The organism is Labilibaculum sp. K2S (assembly GCF_030372765.1).
In the GTDB taxonomy this organism is placed as follows: Bacteria; Bacteroidota; Bacteroidia; order Bacteroidales; family Marinifilaceae; genus Labilibaculum.
In genome coordinates, this window is record NZ_JAUCMW010000025.1 from 34412 (window position 1) to 58185 (window position 23774).

A 23774-nucleotide genomic window follows, 5' to 3' on the forward strand; every position below is an offset into this window, starting at 1 on the left:
GGTATATTGATATACTCTATCATGTTAATATGTATATATCTACTAATTGGTATTTATTCTGTTTATGAGAATATTAATCACATGAGAAAACATGAATTTACCGATTATTCCATGGTAGCGAGTTCTTCTGTTGTTCCTGCAATCAGCATTCTTGCCCCTGCTTATAACGAAAGTGCTTCGATTGTCGAAAATGTGCGATCTCTGTTTTCAATATACTATAATAATCTTGAACTTATAGTAATTAACGATGGAAGTAAAGATGATTCCCTGCAAAAATTGATCGATGCATATCATTTAGTTAAAGTCCCCTATTTTGTAAATGAAAGAATTGCAACGAAACCGGTAAGAGGTGTTTATAAAAGCACAAATGCGGCGTATAAAAAATTGACAGTTGTAGACAAGTATAATGGTGGTAAAGCTGATGCACTGAATGTAGGATTAAATATTGCGACAAAAAAATATGTTACCTGTATTGATGTAGACTGCGTTTTAGAACAGGATGCCTTGTTGCGTATGGTAAAACCTTTTATGTCGAGCCCGGATAAACATGTTATTGCTGCCGGAGGTGTTATTCGTGTGGCAAATTCGTGCGAAGTGCGTGGAGGAAAAATCACAAAAGTACATGTGCCTAAAAATATGCTGGCACGAATACAAACGGTAGAGTATATAAGGTCTTTTTTACTGGGAAGAATGGCATGGAGCAAGCTAAACGGACTGTTGATTATTTCAGGTGCATTTGGCATGTTCGACAAAGAAATAGCAATAGATGCGGGTGGCTACGACACTAAAACAGTTGGAGAAGACATGGAGCTAATCGTGCGTATGCGGCTTTATATGGAAGATGCCAAACGCCCTTATGCTGTACGATATATTTCAGACCCATTGTGTTGGACGGAAGTGCCAACCAGCTACAGGGTTCTGTGGCGTCAGCGCGACAGGTGGATGAGAGGAACAGTAGAAACACTTTGGACCCACAAAAAGATGTTTTTCAACCGCAAATATGGTGTCCTTGGTTTGTTTAGCTATCCGTATTGGGTTTTCTTTGAGTTTTTAGCTCCCATTGTAGAACTTCTTGGTTGGGTATTTTTGATCGTTTATGCCGTATTGGGAATGGTAATATGGAAATTTTACTTTCTCTTACTGATCTTTATAGTAAGTTTTGGCTATCTATTTTCAGCATCCTCAATTTTAATAGAAACATTTACTTTTCGGCAGTACAAGGAAAAAAGAGATGTGCTAAAACTGCTTCTTGCCGTATTGTATGAACCTGTTATTTTCCATTTGTATGTGGTTGCCGCTGCTATTAGAGGAATATTGAAAATTTTATTAAAGTCAGAAACAGGTTGGGGTGAAATGACTAGAGGAGGTTTTGCAAAAAAGAATGAGAGTGTAAAGTCGGATGAAAATCAGAAGTTGCAAACTGAAACAGAAGAAACAGCCAATCATGTAAAAGAAGAGAATCATGAAAAATAAACCGGCAAAATTAAATAAAAAACTGTCTGATAATTTTAATTCAGAGCGGTTTGAAATAGAAGACTGTCAATGTCAGGATTTTATTCAAAATTTGGCATTACCTGTTGTTTTTCTTTCTTCAGAAGGAGTGATTACATATGCAAATCAATCATTTCTTAATATGCTTGGCTATTCGTATTCAGAAATAGTAAGTGTTTCTGTTTTTTCTATTTTTGAGTGGGAATCTGTTGGAGAAGACCCAAACACAATATTTACAAACCTGTTAAAAAGACAGAAGAGTGAAGACAACGCTTTTGAGATTCAATTTCACAGGAAGACAGGTGAAGCAGGTTGGGTGGCCATTGAGTCGTTTACCTGCAATAAAAAGAGTGTTAACGGAGATTGTTTGATTCAGTGTGTGTTAAGAGATATTACACGGGAAAAAGAGTTGCAGGCTAAAACAGACCTATTGCTCAAAGAAGCTCATAATAAAGATTTTTTGTTTCATAATCTGATTGAGAATAGAAGGAAACTGTTATCGGGTTTTGTAGATAATGCTATAAATCCAATGTTTGCTTTGGATCTGGATAACAGATTTATTTTGATGAATCAGGCTTTTATTAATCGTCATGGCTTGCAGAAAGAAGAACTTTATGGTAAAAGTGTCGAGGAATTTCAAACACTTACAGGTTTTTATATCCACGAAGATGTTTTGGAAGGTTTTCGTAAAGCTTCTGACAATCGTGTAACATTTTCATTTGAGTGTGCTACGTTTCAACCGGTTTTAAATAAATTGACTCATACCCATTACACTGTTTTCCCACTTTTCTCCGACAATGGTACTACTCTATTGGGTACAGGTACTATTATTACTGATGTAGCAGAGTTTGTAGAATATCAGGATAGATTAAATTACGCTGAAAAGCAGTCGGATATATTCAAAACGAAGGCAAGATACCAAGAATATTTGCTTCAGTCATATATGGATAGCATACCGTTTTATGCCAGTATCATTGACTTGGATGGAATTTATAAATTTATAAATAAGTATGCTTTGGGGTTGTTCGAAGACACCGGAGAGTCCGCTATTGGTAAACATTATACCGAATTTATAAGATGCAATGATTATTTGAATAGTATGATTATGGATGTGGAATTCGTGCTAAATAATCATAAAGAAGTTGAGAGTGAAAATGTTCTAATCAATGGGGATGGAGGGGAACTTACTTTTCATTCAAATCTGTTTCCATTGTTTGACGAAGAGGGAAAAATATTTGCTGTAGGAATCATCGGAGCTAACATATCTAAACGGAAACGGGTAGAAGAAGAAAGTAGACTTTTTTTTAATAAAGTCCAACAATCTGAACGCCTACTAAGCGCATTGATGAATAATATTCCATTACCGGTTTATCATAAAGATGTGAATGGTGTATATTTGGGCGGAAATACAGCTTTTGCAAATTCAATAGGATTTTCGGAAAATGAATTTATTGGCAAAACTGTTTTTGATTTATTCCCAAATAATGATTTAACAGAAATATATCATCAGGCAGATTTATTGGTGTTTAAAAGTTGCCAGGCACAAAGCTACGAGGCGAAAATTAAAAATAAAGATGGCAGTTTCAATGATGTTATATTTAATAAAGCCCCATTCTTCAACCAGGATGGAACACTGGGAGGATTGGTTGGTGCAATAGTAGACATAACAGAGCGCAAGCGTGATGAAGAAAAACTATGGGAAAGTCAACAGTTGTTCAGATCGGTCTTAGACAATATTCCGCAATCGGTTTTCTGGAAAGATAAAGATGGGATTTATTTGGGTTGTAACATTTCCTTTGCAAAAGATGTAGGGCTTGTATCGTCGGATGAAATAGTTGGTAAAACGGATTACGATGTGGCATGCGCTTCGCAGGCCGATTTGTATCGTGCAGATGACCAGTTGGTAATGACCAATGATGCTCCGAAACTTAATTTCGAAGAATCACAAATGACGCCGGAAGGTAATCAAATTTGGGAGAAAATCAGTAGAATACCAATGCATGATAGTAAAGGGAATGTGATTGGTGTGTTGGGAACTTACGAAGATATTACCGAACGCAAACAAGTGGTTGAGATGATGCGTCAAAGCGAAGAGAAATTTCGATTGCTGTACAATTCTACTCCGGCAATGCTTTACTCAATAGACCAGGAAGGTAACTTGCTCACTGTAAGTGACTATTGGCTTATTGTTATGGGATATACCCGTGAAGAGGTGCTTGGGCGGGCATTATCTGATTTTGTAACAAAGGAATCTCTTCAATATTCAAGGGAAGTTGTATGGCCGCTTTTTTTGAAAAATGGCAGTTGTACTGATGTAGAATTTCAGTTTGTTAAAAAAAATGGTGAAATCATCATTTGTATGTTGTCGGCAATTGCACAATGGAATTCTGATGGAAAGTTGGTTGGTTCTCTGGAGGTTATTGTAGATATCTCGGAATTGAGAAAAAAGGAGGAAGAGGTCGCAACTGCTCAGCGTTTGCTTCAAGACTTTCTTGATAATATTCCTTATTCTGTTGCGATACTTGATTTGAGAGAACGGCTTTTGTTTGCGAATGAACCATTTTCCAAGATCAATTTTTCAACCAAACAAGAGTTAATCGGTAAGCATCATAACGAGTACATATCCTCTCAAAAATTACAAAGGAAAGCGAGTGAAGGCAATGCTTATGTTCTAAGTAATCAAGAGTCTTTGAGGGCTGAGGTGTCAGATGTTAGTCCTGATGGTGAAGAATATCATTTTGTAACCATTGAATTTCCACTTTATAACTCTAAAGATGAGTTTTCATATATAGGGGTTATTATTGATGATGTTACAGAGCAAATTCATAGGGAAAATGAACTGAAGGAAGCGAAACAAGTAAGTGAAAACAGAAAGCAGTTCTTGCAAAGTTTTATGGATAACGCATCTGCAGCTATGTTTGCTAAAGACTTAAGTGGGAAATATTTATTGACTAATAATAAAAAACAAGAGTTTCATGCACTGAAAAAGAAATCATTGCCTGAGGGTCCAAGGAAGAAATTACTGAAAGGATCACCATCGAATGATTTTAATGATGAGGATCTTTCTGTTGTAAAAGCGGGCAAAGTATTGGAGTTTTTCGATTCTATTGAAAGAGAGAACGGAAGAATGGAATATTTTAAAACGCTGAAATTTCCTATTTATGACCCAGAGTCAAAATTGATTGCTGTTGGAGGCATTACAAATGATATAACAGATTCTGTTACTCGCGAAATTGAAGTGGAAGAAGCAAGAAAGATAGCTGAAGAGGCGGCAAGTTCTCAGGAACGTTTTCTGGCTTCTATGAGTCATGATATGCGTACTCCACTTAACGGTGTTGTGGGGATGGTTAATTTGATGGAGCAAACGTCATTATCGGCCGAACAAAAAGAATATCTGGATGCAATGAAAGTATCTTCCTATAATCTTAAAGTTTTGATTAATGACATTCTTGATATTTCAAAAATTCAGGCCGGGAAATTGAATATTGAAAGCGTACTGTTCGATTTGGATGAGATTTTGCATTCGATTGATAATGTTTTTAGGCACGAGGCTAAAGAGAAAGGAGTGCGTTTTTCGATTGAAGTTGCTTCTGGTATGCCAACTATGTTAGAGGGAGATCCTTCCCGTTTGAACCAGATATTAAATAACCTGATTGGGAATGCGTTGAAATTTACCGCTAAAGGGTTTGTTAAGTTAAGCTTATTTTATAAAGTTCTGACAGAGAATAAAGTTAACATAGAGTTTGTGGTAGAAGATTCAGGAATTGGAATAAGCGAAGAGGGACTGACGAAATTATTTAAACCTTTTATGCAGGCAAGTTCCGATACCACTCGCAAATTTGGTGGATCAGGCTTGGGATTGTCTATATGTAAGAGTTTGGTTGAATTGCAGCTGGGAGAAATAAGCGTTAGCAGCGAATTGAACAAAGGAAGCATTTTTCGATTTAATATCTCTTACCTAATTGCAGAACAAGCAAATATTCAAAGTCACAGGCAAAGCATCAAAAACTCTGTCTCCCTTGAGGAATTACCTTCTATGCGTTGTCTTCTTGCAGAAGATAATCTGATTAATCAGAAAGTTGTATTTCATGTACTAAAAAAAGTTGGCATATCTATGGACATTGCCAATAATGGGAAAGAGGCCGTGGAAATTCTCAGGGAAAAGGCTGCTTTATATCAGTTTGTGCTTATGGATATTCAAATGCCGGTGATGGATGGCTATAAAGCTACCATTATCATAAGAGAGGAGCTTGGCTTACAAATACCTATTATTGCAATGACTGCTTCGGTTTTGAAAGGGGATAGGGAAAGTTGTTTAGAGGCAGGAATGAATGACTTTGTGCCGAAACCATTTATGATTGAAGAATTACTGTATGTCATTAGGAAGTTGACTAAAGAACAAGGTAAGAAAGAGAAGTCTTTATCGCAACCACTTTTAACCGATGTTATGCCTGAAGTGCTTCAATCGGAAACGACAAAGCCCCAAATGGAATTTGGAGATGAGCCTTTATACAGCATGATGAATGTGGAGGACATCGACGATGCTGATTTTAAACTGGAAATCTTGAATATGTTCTTAGATATAGTTCCTAAAGCATTGCAGGAGTTGACAATTCTTATTGCTCAGGCTACAGACTGGGATACGGTTACCAAAGTTGCTCATAAGCTTAAGGGGAGCGTCGGTATATTGCTAATGAATGAAATGATTAAACAACTGTCTGTAATCGAAGTAAATTCAATAAATAGAGAAGATCTTGATGAGCTTCCCAAAGCCCTCGGTATTTGTTGTTGCATTTACGATGCGGTTAAAGATGAAATAACAAAACTTAGAGATGAAACGATAAATAATATATAAGTAGTTACAAACCTGTTTAATTGTGTATTGATTTCACAAAACAGATTGTTAAATATGATAGTATACTTATATGAGTATGACTTATTTAATCTTAACATGTTTATCATGGAATACGATCAATTTAGATTAAACAGAGAACCCAATGGCTCAAATATGAAAAACAAAAAGATAGAATCCAAATTAGAGAATGTAAACAGTGCCTCGCCACTATTGAAAGGATTAGCACCAACTATAAGTGTAATACCAGCTACTGATTTTTTTATTTCAGAAGTTGGGAATGAGTCAGCAGTTCATGCTTTTATACTTAAAGGGACGAATTTGTTGTCGGAAATTAAGGCGATTGCTCCAGACAATTATCAGGTAAGTTGCGACAACATCACATGGGGAAACGAGACAAGCATTGCCCCGGAAGGAGGCACATTGTACGTAAAATATCAACCAATTGAAGTCGAAACCGAGCTTGCGGTTTCGATTTCAATTGTGTCGGCCAATTTGCCCACACAAATAGTTGAAGTAAAGGGATCGTCACATGAACCAGATGTTGAGTTGCCACAGGTTATGCAGTCTTCGGGAGATTCTGCAAAAGAAGTCATATCGGGCTCAAAAAAAACTCAGAAAAGTACAGATGATTCTCAGCCGGAAGACAAGCGATTTTTTGCTCTGCTAAAAAACTTCGTGTCATACGCTTTTATTTTTCTGGTTTTTATTTTGGCAATGCGGGTTTACGAATTAAACATTAATCAAATAGATACAGGGATCAAGTCTCACTTGATTAGTTATATAAGCACATCATTACTATTCGATTTGCTTTTCTACTTTTCGGTAATAGGATATTTAGTGATTTTCACCTTAATTGTATCTGTCTTTTTGCCAAAAGTTTCAAAAATTTTGGCAAACGTATTGTTCATTATTGTTTCATTAATAAATATTTTTCTGATAAAATATTTTTCAGAGGCTCTTAACCCTCTGGGTGGAGATGCATTTCAATACACATTGCCGGAAATTAAGCAAATTCTGGGAACTGCGGTCAATCTTAATATGTTTTTTCTTTTTTGTGGTATTACGGTTGTTATTATATTGGTTTTTGTTTTTTTACCCCGGTTTGTAAAAATTACTAAAACGGTAGGATTAACGATGTTGGTTTTTGGTTTTGCGGGTGTTCTTGTAAGTTTTAGTGAAATATCATTCTCTCCTGACTTTGGTTCGGAATATAACAATAAGCTGGCATTAAATAAATCAGCTTATTTCTACAAGTCTGTATTGAAGAATTATATCAAACAACCTGAGGCTGATATTTTTGATGAAATGTCGGCAATGTTCGCAGACGAACTGGTTGGTAATGGTTCCGATAACAAGCGTGTCAATGATTTTGAATTTACAGATGCTGCAAATTATCCTTTTCTTCATACAGAAAGCAGTAAGGATGTATTATCTCCATTTTTTGAAAAAAGTGAAGCACATCCTAATATTGTTTTTGTTGTTGTTGAAGGTTTAGGGAGGGCTTTTACCAATGAGAATGCACATCTCGGAAGTTTTACCCCATTTTTGGATTCATTATCGCAACATAGTCTTTATTGGGAGAACTGCATCAGTAGTGCCGGACGGACTTTTGGTGTTTCTCCATCTATTTTGGGATCTCTTCCCTATGGTAAACACGGGTTTGCGGAGCTCGGAGAGCAAATGCCTTCAAACCTAAGTATTCTTAATGTATTGGCAGCCAATGGCTATTCTTCTTCATTCTTTTACGCCGGAGATTCGAAATTTGATAATATGAATATGTTTATGAAGCAACATCACATCAATCAGATTTGTGATGAATCAAGCTTTGATTCTTCCTATGAACGGTTACCTGGAAATGCTAGTGGATTTTCCTGGGGCTATGGCGATTTTGAATTATACAGAAAGTATTTTACAGAGTTGGATAAGCATCCTAATGATAACCATATTAACATGTTACTTACAGTTGCAACACACAGCCCTTTCAAAGTAAACGATCAACATAAATACGATGAAATGTTCGAAGAGAGAATGTACGATTTGCAGTTTGATGATGCAGCTATTAGTCAACATCGGGACTATAAAGCACAATATGCCAGTATTCTGTTCATGGATGATGCCTTGCGCCATTTTTTTAAATCCTATGCTTCACGTCCATTCTTTGCGAATACTATTTTCGTTATTACCGGCGATCATCGTATGCCGGATATTCCAATGAGCACAAAAATCGATAGATATCACGTGCCTTTGATTATATACAGTCCTTTGCTGAAGCGGACTGCAAAGTTTTCTGCAGTGGTGTCGCATTTGGATATTACCCCAAGTCTGTTGGCCTATGTAAAGAATCAACATCACTTTAAATCGCCTTCTTTGGTAACATGGATTGGGGCCGGATTGGATACGGTTCGTTTTTTCAGAAACATCAGTAATTATCCACTAATGCCTACGAAACAAGGTGTAAGTGAATATTTATCGGGGAATTATATGTTGAGTGGAGGTGAATTGTTTCAATTATTTGAAAACATGGGATTGGATCCTGTTGAAAATGGGAACAAACAAAGAACTAAAGTAAAGTTTCTTCTGGAAAAATTTATAGAGCGAAATGATATAATGCTGACAAAGAAAGTAATGTTGCCGGACAGTATATTGATGAAATATTAAATTGACTATTCTTGATTTTTAGTAAGGCTTTTTAAATGGAGTATTTAGTTCTGAACAAATAGTTACGTGTAGTAAATCTTTTTCTGTGAATATTTCTTTCGTAATAAACATTGTCAAATCTAATCAATCACATTTAATAGTTGGATGAAAAGAGAATCAAATAGATGAATCATTTTTGTATTAAAGAAGGATTTAAATTATAAAATATGAAAAAATTACGAAAATGGACTATTATATTTTTGCTTGCTCTACCTGTAATGACATTGGTAGGTATGAGAGTTGGCTGGTGGTTTGTACCTAAGAAACCATTGAAAGTACTTGCTATGGATAAAACAGGTTTGACTCCGGAAGGACAAGAAAAGCAACCTTTGTTTTGGGTATTGAATAATGATAGATACGTTCGGAAAAACGGACTGTTGTACGATGGACGCAGAGATTACCTAGGTTTTTTTCCCTTAGAAAATAAACAGTATCGTGTTAAAGATTTCCAGCATATGACTGAAACTGAAATTCAACATGTCGTGTCAAATATTGATGTTACTTACTATATCGGCACGGCAGGTGTCTCTGCAGATATCGCCAAACATTCAGGATTTGTACAGAGAGGCATGACTGAAAAAGATATGAGTTTTCTAAAAAAAATGAAGACCGATGGAAAGCTAATCTTTGCAGAATTTAATACAATAGCCTCGCCTACCAAAGCAAATGTAAGACGGGATTTTGAAAATGAATTTGGAATACATTGGAGTGGCTGGCTGGGTCAGTATTTTACTTCTTTGGATTCAACAAGTACCGAACTGCCCCAAGGGATAATTAATAACTATAAGAAACAACATGCCGGGACATGGCCTTTCTCTCACTCTGGGATAGTATTTATACACGAGAAGGGGATCGTGGAAGTATTGGATGGAAAGAGGGATCTAATTAATCCCGTACCGATGATACATACCTTTTCTTACGGAATTAATAGCTTGGGAATGAAGAAAAGGATGCCGTATTCGTATTGGTTCGATATTGTCCAAATTACTGATTCTACTAATCATGCTATTTCTGCATACGAATTGAAGGTGAACAACAGTGGCCAGAAACTTTTGAACAAAAATGGAATACCGGCTGTATTTCCTGCTGTCATTATGCATAATGACAAGGATTACAAGTTTTACTATTTTTGCGGTAATTATTGTGACAATAAAGTCCCGTTGAATTCTTCATATTTTGTTGGAGGACAATATCTTTCTCTTATGTTAGATGGAACCTCAAGTAATTTGTTTTTTTACAAGTTGTTTCAACCAATGGTATCTTCCATTTTAGAACAATATAGTGACATACATCATTGAATAAATAAATGCTAATCTTAATAATGTTATTATGAATAAAAATCCTGCTAATAAGAGTGATTCTAATATATCCTATGGTAAACTACTGTTAAGCATTGAGATTATTGATGAACAGCACAGTAAAATAAATGAGTTATTTGATAAAATGGTAGAAGTAAGTGAGCATAAAAATTACAAATCCAGATTAGTTATTTTTGATGAATTGGATGAGTATTTAAAATATCATTTTGAAACAGAAGAAAACTTAATGAGAAGTGCTGGAACAATTGATATTGAAAAACATATACAACAACATGATTTTTTTAGGAATCGACTAATTGAAATCCGAAAATTGGATCAGTATAATAGTAAATATTTAACTGATTTATCGGTTAATCTAAGGGTTTCTTTATTAAGAAAATGGATTACGTCTCATTTTCGAGATTTTGACTCTCTGTATGTGGATTCTGTGAAACAGTATCTCGCGACCACAGGAAATAAAAAATGAATTTTTATAAAGCCTCCTCAGGGATATTCATTTTGGATTTGGTTATAAAAAGGTTTATTAAGCCTTTTTTAGAGCTTAATTTTCAATAAAAAAAATGGACTTGATGTTTGCATTAAGTTTGGAGTTGTCAAGTCTGTTTCGCGAATTACTCATGACTCTTGAATTGAAAAACAGATGAAATTTTAAAAGTATTTATCAATCAAAGAGTAAAAGTATGATAGGATTATTATAAAAGAGTTACTTAATTATATGGTCTGGGGAAATCTATCTTTTACGTTTGCCTATTGAATTTCTTAAAAATCGTTACAGTATATAATTGAGAAAGCCTTTTGTTGATTTTTAGGTCATACTATTTGTCAATATACAAAACTGAATATAAATTTATTTAACTTATGTATTTAGAAAATATGATTCAAAATAGACTTTATTTCTGTTCTTTAAAAGCAAGAAGCATTCAAAAGTTTATTGGAAACCGCTCAATATGGCGGGGAATTATCCTTTTACTTTTAATTAACATCTTTTCAGAAAAGATTCATGCTCAGACTGATTATACATCCGACGAACTATTTCAGCAAGCCCGTTCGGTTGCTTTCGATCAAAAAGATTATCCAAAAGCAATGAGCCTTGTTTTCAAGGCGCTGGGAATGAGTCCGGACTATAGTGATGTGCGAATTTTTCTGGGACGTTTATACACCTGGAGTGATAAATATGATTTGGCCAAAGAGAGTTTTCTTTACGTGCTAAAACAAAATCCTGATTATGAAGATGCCACATTAGCCATTACTGATTTGGAATATTGGAACGATCATTACGATTCAGCTCTGTTGTTTTGTAATAATGGCTTGCAATATCATCCAAACTCAGAAGAGCTGTTGTTAAAGAAAGGGAAAATACTAAATGCTTTAAGACGATACAAGGAAGCTTACAGCGTAGTTACTGATTTAATTGAAAAATATCCGAAAAACGAATCGGCTAGATCGTTACAGCAAGCAATACGTTTTGATTCGGCTCTTAATAAAGTCAGCTTATCTCATGATTTTAGTTGGTTTGACGGGAATTATGGTGATTACCTGCATAAATCTCCCTGGCATATTATTGCAGTGGATTATAGTCGGTATGCCGGAATAGGATCTGTAATTGCCCGGTTAAACTATGGAAACCGCTTTGGTAATAAGGCTTTTCAGTTCGAAATGGATGCATACCCGCGTTTATTCAAGAATCTATCCGCTTATGTAAACTTTGGAATTTCAGATCAGTCTGCTGTTTTTCCAAGGCACAGGGCGGGTATGTCCCTATACGCTAGTCTTCCTCATAGTTATGAGGCAGAAGCAGGTTTCCGTTTTTTGCACTTTAGCAACAGTACATGGATTTATGTAGGAAGTGTATCAAAATACTATAAAAACTTTTTGTTTAACGCACGAGTATACATTGTGCCGGATAAGCAAAAGATATCACATTCTTATTCATTCACTACTCGCTATTATTTTGGAGGAGCCGATGATTACTGGAAATTTGGTGTTGGTTACGGTCTTTCGCCCGATGATGCTGGTTCAGCTCAAAGTTTTGCCAGTGATTACAGGTTGCGTTCTGTACAGTTTTCTGCAGGCTATCGAAAAAGTATTACTAAATTCGATGTAATTAGTCTTTCAATGTCTGTCATTAATCAGGAATTTAGAAAAGATACCTTCGGAAACCGGATTAATACATCAGTAACGTATATCAGAAAGTTTTGAATTGTTTGGGTGAGATAATGCAGTGAAATTTGAAGATAATAATTTTTGTACCTGTAAATATATTGTTTACATGCTGGGGTTTGACATGTAGAATATTTAGATGTAGTTTAAAACAGCTTGTTATGGAGAAATTATTGGTTATTATAGAAAAATCAAAATGTGGGTTTTGTGCATATCATAAAGGGAATTGGAATTTTAGCGTTGAGGCTAAGAGTATTGATCAGGTAAAAAGAATGGTGAATTTTGAAGTTTCTCTTTATCTCTTTAATAAATTAAAAAATATTCACTGTTGTTCTTTTAACCGGGACATGTATCCAACGGTAAATTATCAATATAATGTTAATAAATTACTGGATGAAGTGCGTCCATTAATTAAATTGAAAACATTAGCTGATTTTGCAGGATTAACAAGTGTTTGCTTGAGTTATTATTTGGGAGGGCAACGGAAAGTGTCTGAAAAGGTATTTTTGAATTTGGTTAATGCGGTTCACAAAATTACTTTTACTTTAAATGAGATAGTTGGAACAAAACAAAGTTGAGGAGAAAAAACAGTAAGTGTAATAGACGAATATAAAGTTTTTTTATTGAATTTGTGGGAGTGCATTGCATCTAATCAGACACTTGCATACAGGTTTTCTAAAGGTCGATTTGGGCATTCTTTCACTTTAGGAATTACACGATTGGTTATTTCACTTAGCGTGCTTGCAGAAACCTCAACATTGTACATCTCTTTTATGTGATCTGAATGTCTCTTCATCTCATGCTTTTGCCATAAAGAGCGATGATTTTTAGTGATAAATTATTTACTGGAACAGTCTCTTTTTTATTGGTCGAAATTCTATGTTTTTGCTCCTAATCTATAGTATTCTTTGGTCGTAATAATATATAATGAAATATTGTTTGACTGAATGTTTTAGTAAGATTAAAACAAAAACCATTCGGTGGATTTCTCGTGTAAACAAGCTAAAATTGCAATTTTTTTTCAACAAATTATTTAGAAGGATTTATATGAAGAGAGCTATTTACTATTTGATTATTACGTTATTTTTCATGACATATTGTAGCAGCGACGATGGGGATAAATCTACACCTCAACAAAAGAAAGATAGAATTAGTATTATAAGTGGAGATCCCAATTCTCGTGTAAATTTATCAGAACAACAAAAATAGCCTTAAATAATATTGGTACCCAAACTAAGGCGTCAATAGCAAAAAGCTGTAGATTAGTTTTGAGAGCTGAAGTTGATGCTCCAGTGTTTGATGGTCAGTCTGTTCTATCGACACACTTAGAAATTGTTGATAATTATGCTTATGTGAGCTATAATTTAGAAGGCGATGAATACCATGGAGGAATTGATGTTTTTCTCTTTGAATATTTCTCATTATGTCAATGGGCAAGAAGGTTCAATTTGTGATTCTATATTTATAATGAATTAAAGTATGCTAGCAGTCTGTCGGACTTAATTCCCAGCCATGTTTTCATCATATTTAGGATAATTATTGGCAGGATAATATGTAGTCAACCTTTTGAGTTAAATCATTTTTTTTTATGTTTTTGTCGGAAATCCATCTTGATAATCGTCGAAAATTCAACTCATGAGACAATTGAGACTTCCGGCTTTAATCATTTGGGTCATTTGCATTTTAAAGAACCTCTTAAGGTTATAAACAGTACACACTAGTTTAGCCCCGAAAAAGACTGGAGTAAAACTTCAAATTTATGTTAGAATTAACAATCATTACTAAGCAAGAGTGGAATACTCTGGAAGGAAAAATAATTGTTGCTATTGAGAAAATTATTATCAAAAGGTAAATATTGATGTAATATTATGCGTAGAAAATATATAATAAACAGAATAATTGATATTTCTCTTAAAATATTCGTTTAATTTATCTTAGTTTTCATAAATTTATAAGAACAGTATTAATTTTATGGTGTAGGTGTGTGGTTGAATAAGATCGTCAGCTTCATTTATAAAAGATGATATGGAGGATTTATTTATGATTAAAGAAGATAATTTTTTAAATCTAAAAGCTGAATTGTCTAAAGCTACTATTGCATTTGAAAAAAATAATAATGGATACAATATCTATTTTAATAATTATTCAGATTATCGTAATTTTGAGTATTATTTGGGGACTTTGTATTATGAATTTATTAATGAAGTTCGAAATAATTTAATCAGTTTTAAGTTAGATAATGAGGCGGAGATTTATTTAGAAATGTTGTTGCATGTTTTTGAAATTTTAGATGGGCAAATAAAAGGATGTTCTGATTTTGTACAGCCACTTAATAAGGTGAAAATAGTTTCAGAAAGTAATTTGAAACAATCTTGTATCCATTTCAGTTGTGATGATTTTTCAGAGTTGTTAGCATATTTCCAATATCAAAAAAGAATCATTCATAAGTCTGTGCAATTCATTCTGGTCATACAAGAGCAACGAAAGAAGATTCAATTAAACAATAATACTAAGGTTGTTTCTTGGAAGAATGAGCTAGAGGAATTTTATCCCACTATGACAAGAATAAAAGATAGGACTAATAAATTTTCATTATTACCTGAAAAGATAAAGTATCTACAAAAGGAAAGAAGAAATCTTTCAAAACAATTTCAAAAAGAAGGAAAGAATTTATATTCATCACTTTTAAATTTCTTTTTTGAGTCACGTATTGAATGTCTTAAAGATTTATTGTTAGTTCTGGTGGATGTTCCTGTTGCTAATGAAAAACGGAAATTTATTGAAGACTCCAAATTTCAATCAATTAATTCTGATCGGTTGAAGTGGACAGAAAGTAAAACTGCGATGGTTGAACTTATTTATGCTTTGCATAGTTCCCAATCTATTAATGAAGGGAGAGTAGAGATTAAAAAAATAGCTCAGGTTTTTGAAAGTATGTTTGGTGTTGATTTGGGAGATGTCTACCATATCTTTTCTGAAGTTCGAAATCGGAAAATAGAACAAACTAAGTTTCTTGATCTTCTAAAAGATTCACTTTTAAATAAGATGAAGGAAACTGATGAAAAATAGTACATTAATCTCTTAAGAGTGAATAAATTTCATGCGAGAATTTCTTTCCCAACTTGGGACATACTTGGGGAAAAATATTTGTTAAAAATTGCAATTTGAGGGCTAAGTTATTTTGTATCATTTAAAACAGAATCCTATGCCAACAGAAATTGTAACGACAGATGATTTGAGAGAATTCAAAATTGAATTACTGGATGAATTCAAAACAATTCTAAAAGAGCACTATGGTCAGCCAGCCAAGAAATGGCTGAAATCTTACGAAGTGCGTGAACTACTGGGGATTTCACCAGGAACTCTGCAAACCCTGAGATCCAACGGAACCCTTCCTTACACAAAAATTGGAGGCATGATGTTTTATAATTTTGAAGACATCAAAAAAATGCTGGATAAGAATCTAGTCAAGTGTCGATTTTCCATTAATGGTCATTGATGAATTACATCCGGCATCTCAATGGATTCTTCCAAAGACTGGAACATGAATCGCTTCAAAAATCCTTTTTCGGTGAATCGCTTTGAGATGATGACGCTCTCCGGAATAGGATTCGTAAACACCTATGCCCGTTGTATGAAAGAATTGAATCAGTGGAGCTATATTGAGTATTTTCCTTCGGCCAATTTACATTCCGGCAGTCACATTAGCTGTATCAGATTTGATATTACAACAGATACCGGATCTGATACAGCAAGTGATACACTTTTAATAAACATTACAAACAAAGAAGGGTATTCGGATAATTTGAAAAAGGAAAGAGGAAAAAATGGAAATAGAAAAAATCGATTGAATGCCAGTCTCGACAAAGATTATTCAGAACCCTTATGAGGATGTAGCCAAGCTGATTGGGAATAACTACCAGTTCGATTTTCCTTCCTGTTTAAATTGGTTGGAAAAGGTGGGTAAGAAGCAATTTGGTTCCCATTTCACCATTCACAAAGAAGATGTGGGCTTGATCTATAAACTACTGATTTATGCTATCGGTGATGAGTTGAATTGCAAAAAGAAGGGACTCTGTTTACGCAAAGGAATTGTATTGATAGGGCCGGTTGGCTGTGGGAAAACCTCCTTGATGAGGCTGACTAACCAATTCTGTCCTCCAGTCCGGCAATTTCAGATGAAATCTTCTCGTGAAGTGAGCTTTGAGTTCGAACGGGAAGGATGCAAAGTGGTTAGCCGGTATGGAAATACTTTTCTGCACAGCACAGGAGGGACGATAACATCGGGAATTATCTGTTTTGATGATCTGGGTGTGGAACAAAGTCAAAAGTACTATGGGAATGAATGCAATGTGATGGCTGAAATCTTGCTTAGCCGTTATGATCTTTTCGTTCAAAAGAAAATTGTGACCCACCTGACTACAAATTTATCCGCTTCAGAGCTGGAGGCACTTTATGGGAACCGCGTCCGCAGTAGAATGCGGGAACTGTTTAATCTCATTGCATTTGAGAAGACTTCCAAAGATAAAAGACTATAGTTTTCACCCCTCATGGGAAAGGCCTGTTCCTTTTATTCATTTTAGTTTGCATCATCTTCACACGTATACTCAGTTGTGTGAGTTAAGTATTTGCATTTCTTTTCGGAAAAAGCCTTTCCCATCCCTCCAGCAAGAGCATCCCCTTCATTTCATTCCAGTTCTGCACTTGCTTTTTCCTACCTTCAGGAAGAAGTTTTTTGTTGTTGATAACTCAAGGATATCTGCCTAGATATTTAGGGCTTGAGGCCTGTGTGCTGGCCTGTTTGGCTCAGCTTTTTAAGCTCCCATGCTGTTTGTTGCGCTCAGCTTAGGGATGCTGATTTCATCGCTTCACCAAACAAGCCTTGGACACTCTGCAGTAAGAGTATCCCTTGCATTTCATTCCAGTCCTACACTTACTTTTTCCAACGCTTTCAAGAGATTATTTTGGTTTAAAAATCAGCCAAAGAAAGACAAAAAGAAAGCCCAATATAGCCGATTACCCCGCAGGCTTACCCCTTTTAAAATACAAGGCCAGGCTTTGTGCCACAGGTAAATTATGTTTTCAGTTGCTTCCCTATTTTTTATTGAGCTGTGGCAGCCTTGTATTTTAGCCTGTCATCGGCTGGCGAATTGACTTTCTTTTCTTTTTTTGACCGTTTTTTCTCTTCTTTTTTTGAAAAACAAAAACAAACAAACAAAAACAAATAGAAATAAACAGAAGCAAGTTGAGTGGTTTAAAACCTCAACTTGGGATGGAAGATGATTTTTGGAGGTCAATTCAGATGAAATCAGATCAATTCTCTACAAATCACTTGATTTTATCTGAACAATAAAAAACTCCCCAGTTGGGAACAACTTGGGAGTTTTCTGTATTTGGATTCCAGATATTTATCCTGTCGATTCAAAGGGGATTCTCTTGGTTTCGAATAGTTATTAGATGGTTTAATAAAAACGGATAAGCATATGTTTGGATTCGATCACATTAGCTGGGCCAATTTTTTAAAACTCACGGCCTTTGTTTTGATTACATGGTATCTGGGATTGATGGTGCTGGCTTGGTTGAAAAGCAAGCACAAGGATCAGCCAATTCAGTTTGAAGATCAATCAGAAGATGATTTTCAAAAGCAAGAGTTTCAGCCGATACTGGTTTCTGCAAAAGATTTTACCTCAGAATTGATCCCGCCTCTTTCCCTGTCAGGGATCTTGCCAGATATTTCTTTTCAGGAAGAAATGGGCATGGATAAAGCTTTTGAGCTGGATGCCTTTTTACAGCCTGATGAATTAAGGTTTAAAGAAATTTTAAATCAAATTCAATATCAACAATAAGTACTAAAAATTAATTTCCATGAAGAAAAACAGATTGAAAATTTATCAAAAGGGGATGACTCTTTTGATTGGAATGCTTTTCATGGCATCACTTGTTTTGGGACAAAGTGCAACAGGAATTGATCAAGCTACCAGCGAAATCAATTCCTATGTTGATCCGGTATCTAATTTGATCATTGCCATTGGAGCGGTGGTTGGCTTAATTGGAGGAGTCAGAGTCTACATCAAATGGCAAAGTGGAGATCAGGACACTCAAAAAGCCATCATGGGCTGGTTTGGTGCTTGCCTGTTTCTAATTTTGGTAGGTGTTGTCATCAAGGCATTTTTTTCCTGATGGATAGCTATCAAATTCAAAAGATAGACACCAGCTTGTATGTGAAAGGTTTTTCAGGTGAATTGGTTTATTTAGCTCTGTACAGTATCATCGGTACTTTTATCCTGTTTGTTTTGCTTTACATACTGGCTGGTGTTTTTCCTGCTGTTGCCATTTGTTTCCCCTCATTTTTTGCCACTCTCTATCGTCTGAACCGAATTCAGAAAAAATACGGTCACAAAGGCTGGACCAAAAAGAGACATGCCAAAAAACTACCTCAGTTTATCTCTGTGAAAAGAAGAATCTGTCAAAGCTAAGTCATGAATGTAAAATCAATAGAAGAAAGTTTGTCCATACTGGGCTTCAACGGTGATTTTTTAATTTCCAACAACCTGGATCTCAGTTTTGGTTTGAAACTGCAATTGCCGGAGCTGCTCTCTTGCAGTCGGGAAAAATTGTACCTGCTGCATGATACCTTTCAGCGTGTGGTGAACCTTTTGCCACAAGACAGCTTTTTGCACAAACAGGATTTCTTTTTTGTGGAACAATTTAAGACAGAAGAGTCTGCTGCTGGCAGCAAACAATCAAAACTGGATGAAAGCTATGGAAATCATTTCAAGGGAAGAGACTACCTCAGGCATGAATGCTACCTCTATATCAGTCTACTCAACAAAGGTCTAATGAAAAATTACCTGGGTTCCTCTTTGATCTTTTCTCCCAAAGTAAGGCAGGCAGATCAGTACCGAAGTGAAAAGGCTTTGGAGCTCCGGTCCAATTTGATGGCTTTGTTTTCTCAATCGGACATTTCCTGTGAAATCATCAGCCGGGAGCAGGCCGTCGGAACGGAAGAATCTACGGGACTCATCGAATCCTATCTGACCCTTAATTTCCAAAGGGAGAACACCTTGCTGGGAGGAATCGATTTTCGGGACCGGCTGCGGGTGATGGATCAGTTTGTGGAAATCCTAAGTCTGAGCGATTTTTCACATATGCCTTCCAGTGTAAAACCTGTGGGCGGACATCCCGGGACAGAATTGCCCTGTTCATTCGTCTATCCGCTGACTTATCATTTGCCATTTTCCCACATCACCAACCAGTTCATCTACATGCCAGGACAACAACAGATAAAAGCTATGCTGGAGAGCAATTACAAGAAAATTTACAGCTTGTCCCGTTTCTCCTCTGAAAACAAAATCAATTCCGGATTGATCGAAAACTTTCTGGATACGGTGCAAACTTCGGGAGAGAAAATCGTGAAAACTCATTTCAATGTGATGGTGATGGATCAGTCCATCAAAAGGCTCAAGCAAAACAAGAGCGAATGCAGTTCTGCTTTTTCACTGATGAATTGTTTTCCCTACCAACACAGCTTTGATTTGCCCCTGCTGTTTTTTTCCTGCCTGCCTTTTTCTACCCAGTTGCCGGAAATGGAACTTTTCATTACCCAGGTTCCTCAGGCCTGTTGTCTTTGTAATTTTGAAGGAGAAGTGAGAAATTCCAATTCGGAATTTACCCTTCAGTTTTCCAATCGCATGGAGGGTTGTCCGGTGAAAATAGATCTTTCGGACGAACCCATGGAAAAGCATTGGATCCACAACCGGAACAAACTCATCATTGGGGGATCAGGTTCCGGGAAATCATTTTTCACCAACCATCTTTTGCGCCAATATGCCGAGAGTGGCAACTGCCACGTGGTACTTCTGGATGTGGGACGCAGCTATGAGATGCTGACCCGATATCTCAATGAGAGTTTGAAGGAGCAGGGGGGAGCCATGATGGTAGAGTTTACAACAGAAAGCCCCATCTCTTTTAATCCATTTGTATTGGAAGGGGAACTCAGTGTGGAACGTAAACAGACCATTTTATCGGTCATTTATACCATCTACAAGGAAGAGCTTTCAGACATGGAAAAAGATGTGATTGCTCATTCGGTTACGGATTTTTTGCAAACACCAGACTTGGAACGCTCTTTTAATGACTATTACAGCTTTTGTAAGGACTACATTCCAGACTTGGTGGAAAAGCAAAGACTGGAATTCAACACGCATGAGTATTTTTTCATTCTCAGCAAATACTTTGAGGGAGGAGAGTATGACTACCTTCTGAACAAACCCATGCAGACGGATGAGTTTTTCAATTGCCCATTTCTGGTATTTGAGTTGGACAATATTAAAGATCATCCAGTGATCTTTCCGGTAGCCACTTTGATCATCATGGATATTTTTCTTCAGAAAATGAGAAGACTTAGCGGAGTAAGAAAGGTGATCTGCATTGAAGAAGCCTGGAAGGCCATAGCGACTCCGCAAATGGCATCTTATCTGAAATACTTTTTTAAGACCATTCGCAAGTTCTTTGGAGAGGCTATGGTGGTTACTCAGGAGGTAGATGATATCATCTCTTCTCCCATTATTAGAGATGCCATCATCAACAATGCAGATACCAGAATTTTGTTGGACATGAGTAAGTTCAAAAATAAATTTGGTCAGATCAGTCAGTTTTTGGGTTTGTCAGATTTTCAGAAAGAACAAATTCTCTCCATTAACAAAAACCTGCCGGGAGATCGGAAACTAAAAGAGGTATTTATTGCCTTGGGATCCTATTCCAGAGTCTTTGCACTGGAGGTGAGTCGTGCAGAATATTTCTGCTATACCACAGAACAGAAAGAAAAAGAAATGATTCTGACCAAACTCTCCGGGGAAAATTCCCTGATTGAAATACTAACAAATATGTAATCAAAAAATAAACGAAGATGAAAACAAAAATTACAATACTGATAGTGATGTTTTTGCTTTTTGGAAGCCTGTTTCAACAAGCAATAGCGCAAGCAGCTGTTACCGATGTGGGAGCAGGAATTCAAAGGGAAGCCCTTTGGACAAAGGAAAAAGGCATCCTGTCCAAAATCAATTGGTACAATGTGCTGATCAAAGCCTTGAACGGAGACATCAAAGGTCTGACCGGTGAAATGTTGGGCATTGACCAGAAGATGCTGGAAAGTCTGGAGAAAGTATCTGCCTTGATTAAGGATTACAAAAGGGTACAGGAAACCCGTAAGATGCTGGATAAAGTCATGAACATCTATACTGATAAATTGCCTCAGCTCATACAAGATGAGAATTTCACCAATGAGCAGGCTGTGGCCATCGTTCAATCTTTTGATCTGATTCTGGACGACAGCAGACAACTGGTGAATACCATCCTGAAAACCATTTTGAAAGACAATCTTTTGATGATGGATGACAAACAGCGCTACGATACCATCAATGGAGTGTATCTGAGTGTGAAACAGCATTACGGAACCATTTGTTACCTCTACAACAAGCTGCTTTATGCTTCCTATCTGAAAAGCTATGAAAACAATACGCTGGAAGGTTTTGCCATGTATTATTCTTTGTACAAATAAATTTATTTCCATGAAAAAATCGAAATTAGTCAGCATCCTGTTCGTAGTTTTTCTGCAGTTTCAGTCAGTAGGAATAGTAAATGGACAAGCTGTTGCCATCAAAAAATGGAAGGGCAGATATCCCAAAATGAACAACAATTATCCGCATACATTCATTGCCTTTAAGGGATGGTTGCCTCCTGTGCCTCACTTGTTTGTTAAAACACCGCTCACGCATTACTACTGGAAAGTGAAGTCCGTGCCTGTAACGGATTCTAAGGAGATCACAGGAAAAATAAAAACAGGCTTGATGCGATTGGCTGCCAAACTCATGGAACGTTCTCAATTCAAAGGAAGATATAAGGAAACAGGCTGGATCAAAATCATGAATACTTTTCAAAAAAAGATCGATCAGAAATTGTATGACAGCCGTTTTGATCAATTGGAAGACCTCTATGGCCTCACTGAATCTTTCATCAGTTTGTATACAAAAATGGATGGTCTGGAGCATTTGAAAAAGGGAAAGCAAGTAAAAAAACTACTTCGAAAAGATGCTAATGAAATGTTGGAGCAGTTTCTAATGGTTAACTTTTTAGAATCTGAGCAAGGAGACAAATTACAAGCTTTCACAGATCTGAAAATCTCGGTACACAAATTCAATGGTGAGTTGGATTATACCTGCAACAAACTGAAATTCTTCAATTTATTTACGACGCAGCATACCAGTTCTTATGCCTTTTTAACCCAATAAAACGAATGTCATGCTCTTACAAGTACTCACAACAGACGAGTTTTTTGCCTTTACAGATACTTTGATTGCCAGTGGAATCGATCACGCCAGGCTTTTGGTGGATATGGCCAGAGCCATTGGAGGAATTGCGGCCTTCTTTTACATTTCCAAGCGGATTTATGAGGAGCTCATTGCAGACAATCCCATTTCACTTTTGCCTCTATTGCGTCCTTTTGCCTTTGTATTGGTGCTGAGTTTTTGGGGTGTTTTTGTGAATTTGCTACTGGTGCCGACCAAAGGCCTGGCTTCACTTTCAGAAAGCATCTACGCCAATAAAAAACTGGAGGTGGCTCAATTGCTGGAGGAAAAGCAGGATGCCATGCTGGCATCGGATTTACCCATTTTCTATGAAAATGAGGAGAAGGAAGCGGCCCTTTGGGACAAGGGCGTTAATCTACTGCTGACTACCTACAACATCTTCACCGGAAGGGCTATTCAAAACCAGATCAACTTTTACATTATGGATGCCATCCGGCAGGTGCTGGAATCACTGTTTGAAGCCATTGTTTATTTGATTGCCTTTTTGCGTACAGTCTTTTGTGTCCTTTTGGTGATCTTTGGCCCTCTGGTTTTTGCCCTTTCAATTTTTGATGGATTTCAGGACAACTACCTGCAATGGATTGCCCGTTTTATCAATGTAAATCTCTATCTGCCCATTGCTCTTCTGATCCTTTCACTGGATCAGGAGGTGCTGATCTACATGCTGGAATGGGAGATTATTCAGATCAACAGCATGATGATCTATCAGCCTCAAATGTTCTATGTTTCCAGCCTGATTGTTCCGGTTTGCGGAATCATAGGCTTGAGTTTAGTTCCTAAGATTGCCTCCTGGATTGTACAGGCCTCGGGAACAGGTTCCGGAGGAGGAAGAATGGTCAGAACTGCGGCTGCCATGGCAATTACCAAAGGGATATTGAAATAAAA

19 protein-coding genes are annotated in these 23774 nt (G+C 36.4%); 18 read left to right on the top strand and 1 reads right to left on the bottom strand.

The genetic code is table 11. The annotated features are described in order from the left end of the window. The first annotated feature begins 81 nt into the window (after positions 1-81). The 7 genes from QUH73_RS18675 to QUH73_RS18705 all read left to right on the top strand — a co-directional run bounded on the left by QUH73_RS18675 (position 82) and on the right by QUH73_RS18705 (position 13100). Entirely contained in the window at positions 82-1473 is a 1392-nt protein-coding gene (locus QUH73_RS18675) for a glycosyltransferase family 2 protein (RefSeq protein WP_289531957.1), read from the top strand. Continuing rightward, entirely contained in the window at positions 1463-6346 is a 4884-nt protein-coding gene (locus tag QUH73_RS18680; protein WP_289531958.1) for a PAS domain S-box protein, read from the top strand. The genes QUH73_RS18675 and QUH73_RS18680 overlap by 11 nt, the downstream gene beginning before the upstream one ends. Before the next feature lie 105 nt (positions 6347-6451). Further along, on the top strand, positions 6452-9004 hold the full coding sequence (locus tag QUH73_RS18685; RefSeq protein ID WP_289531959.1) for an LTA synthase family protein: 2553 nt from the start codon (positions 6452-6454) through the stop codon (positions 9002-9004). 206 nt (positions 9005-9210) lie between these two features. Next, positions 9211-10341, top strand: a complete 1131-nt coding sequence (locus QUH73_RS18690; protein ID WP_289531960.1) for a hypothetical protein — start codon at positions 9211-9213, stop codon at positions 10339-10341. Positions 10342-10372: 31 nt separating this feature from the next. Beyond that, positions 10373-10828 (top strand): bacteriohemerythrin, encoded by a 456-nt coding sequence (locus tag QUH73_RS18695; protein WP_289531961.1) that lies wholly within the window; start codon positions 10373-10375, stop codon positions 10826-10828. A gap of 392 nt (positions 10829-11220) precedes the next feature. Then, positions 11221-12561, top strand: a complete 1341-nt coding sequence (locus QUH73_RS18700) for a YaiO family outer membrane beta-barrel protein (protein ID WP_289531962.1) — start codon at positions 11221-11223, stop codon at positions 12559-12561. A gap of 122 nt (positions 12562-12683) precedes the next feature. Beyond that, positions 12684-13100 (top strand): hypothetical protein, encoded by a 417-nt coding sequence (locus tag QUH73_RS18705; protein ID WP_289531963.1) that lies wholly within the window; start codon positions 12684-12686, stop codon positions 13098-13100. Positions 13101-13174: 74 nt separating this feature from the next. On the opposite strand, the gene QUH73_RS20970 is transcribed toward QUH73_RS18705, so the two are convergent. Further along, on the bottom strand, positions 13175-13318 hold the full coding sequence (locus QUH73_RS20970; RefSeq protein ID WP_442913428.1) for a transposase: 144 nt from the start codon (positions 13316-13318) through the stop codon (positions 13175-13177). A gap of 1229 nt (positions 13319-14547) precedes the next feature. On the opposite strand from QUH73_RS20970, the gene QUH73_RS18710 reads away from it, so the two are divergent. The 11 genes from QUH73_RS18710 (at position 14548) to QUH73_RS18760 (ending at position 23772) form a co-directional block, all read left to right on the top strand. After that, on the top strand, positions 14548-15591 hold the full coding sequence (locus QUH73_RS18710; protein ID WP_289531964.1) for an RteC domain-containing protein: 1044 nt from the start codon (positions 14548-14550) through the stop codon (positions 15589-15591). A 136-nt stretch (positions 15592-15727) separates the two neighbouring features. Then, positions 15728-16021, top strand: a complete 294-nt coding sequence (locus tag QUH73_RS18715) for a helix-turn-helix domain-containing protein (protein ID WP_289531965.1) — start codon at positions 15728-15730, stop codon at positions 16019-16021. Between the two features lie 45 nt (positions 16022-16066). Then, complete coding sequence (locus QUH73_RS18720; RefSeq protein ID WP_289531966.1) at positions 16067-16411, top strand: hypothetical protein; 345 nt, start codon at positions 16067-16069, stop codon at positions 16409-16411. Beyond that, positions 16374-17060, top strand: coding sequence for an ATPase (locus QUH73_RS18725; protein ID WP_289531967.1), 687 nt, complete (start codon positions 16374-16376; stop codon positions 17058-17060). Before QUH73_RS18720 ends, QUH73_RS18725 begins: the two co-directional genes overlap by 38 nt. Positions 17061-18005: 945 nt before the next feature. Continuing rightward, complete coding sequence (locus tag QUH73_RS18730) at positions 18006-18368, top strand: hypothetical protein (RefSeq protein WP_289531968.1); 363 nt, start codon at positions 18006-18008, stop codon at positions 18366-18368. A 19-nt stretch (positions 18369-18387) separates the two neighbouring features. After that, positions 18388-18702 carry a DUF4134 domain-containing protein gene (locus QUH73_RS18735; RefSeq protein ID WP_289531969.1) on the top strand — a complete coding sequence of 105 codons (315 nt, stop codon included), beginning with the start codon at positions 18388-18390 and terminating at the stop codon, positions 18700-18702. Next, positions 18702-18998, top strand: a complete 297-nt coding sequence (locus tag QUH73_RS18740) for a DUF4133 domain-containing protein (RefSeq protein ID WP_289531970.1) — start codon at positions 18702-18704, stop codon at positions 18996-18998. Before QUH73_RS18735 ends, QUH73_RS18740 begins: the two co-directional genes overlap by 1 nt. A 3-nt stretch (positions 18999-19001) precedes the next feature. Further along, positions 19002-21413 carry a TraG family conjugative transposon ATPase gene (locus QUH73_RS18745; RefSeq protein ID WP_289531971.1) on the top strand — a complete coding sequence of 804 codons (2412 nt, stop codon included), beginning with the start codon at positions 19002-19004 and terminating at the stop codon, positions 21411-21413. A gap of 17 nt (positions 21414-21430) precedes the next feature. Beyond that, entirely contained in the window at positions 21431-22081 is a 651-nt protein-coding gene (locus QUH73_RS18750; RefSeq protein WP_289531972.1) for a hypothetical protein, read from the top strand. Positions 22082-22091: 10 nt separating this feature from the next. After that, positions 22092-22811 (top strand): hypothetical protein, encoded by a 720-nt coding sequence (locus tag QUH73_RS18755; RefSeq protein ID WP_289531973.1) that lies wholly within the window; start codon positions 22092-22094, stop codon positions 22809-22811. A gap of 10 nt (positions 22812-22821) precedes the next feature. Continuing rightward, the gene (locus QUH73_RS18760) at positions 22822-23772 is read left to right on the top strand and encodes a hypothetical protein (RefSeq protein WP_289531974.1); all 951 of its coding nucleotides are present in this window, start codon (positions 22822-22824) and stop codon (positions 23770-23772) included. The last annotated feature ends 2 nt before the right edge of the window (positions 23773-23774 follow it).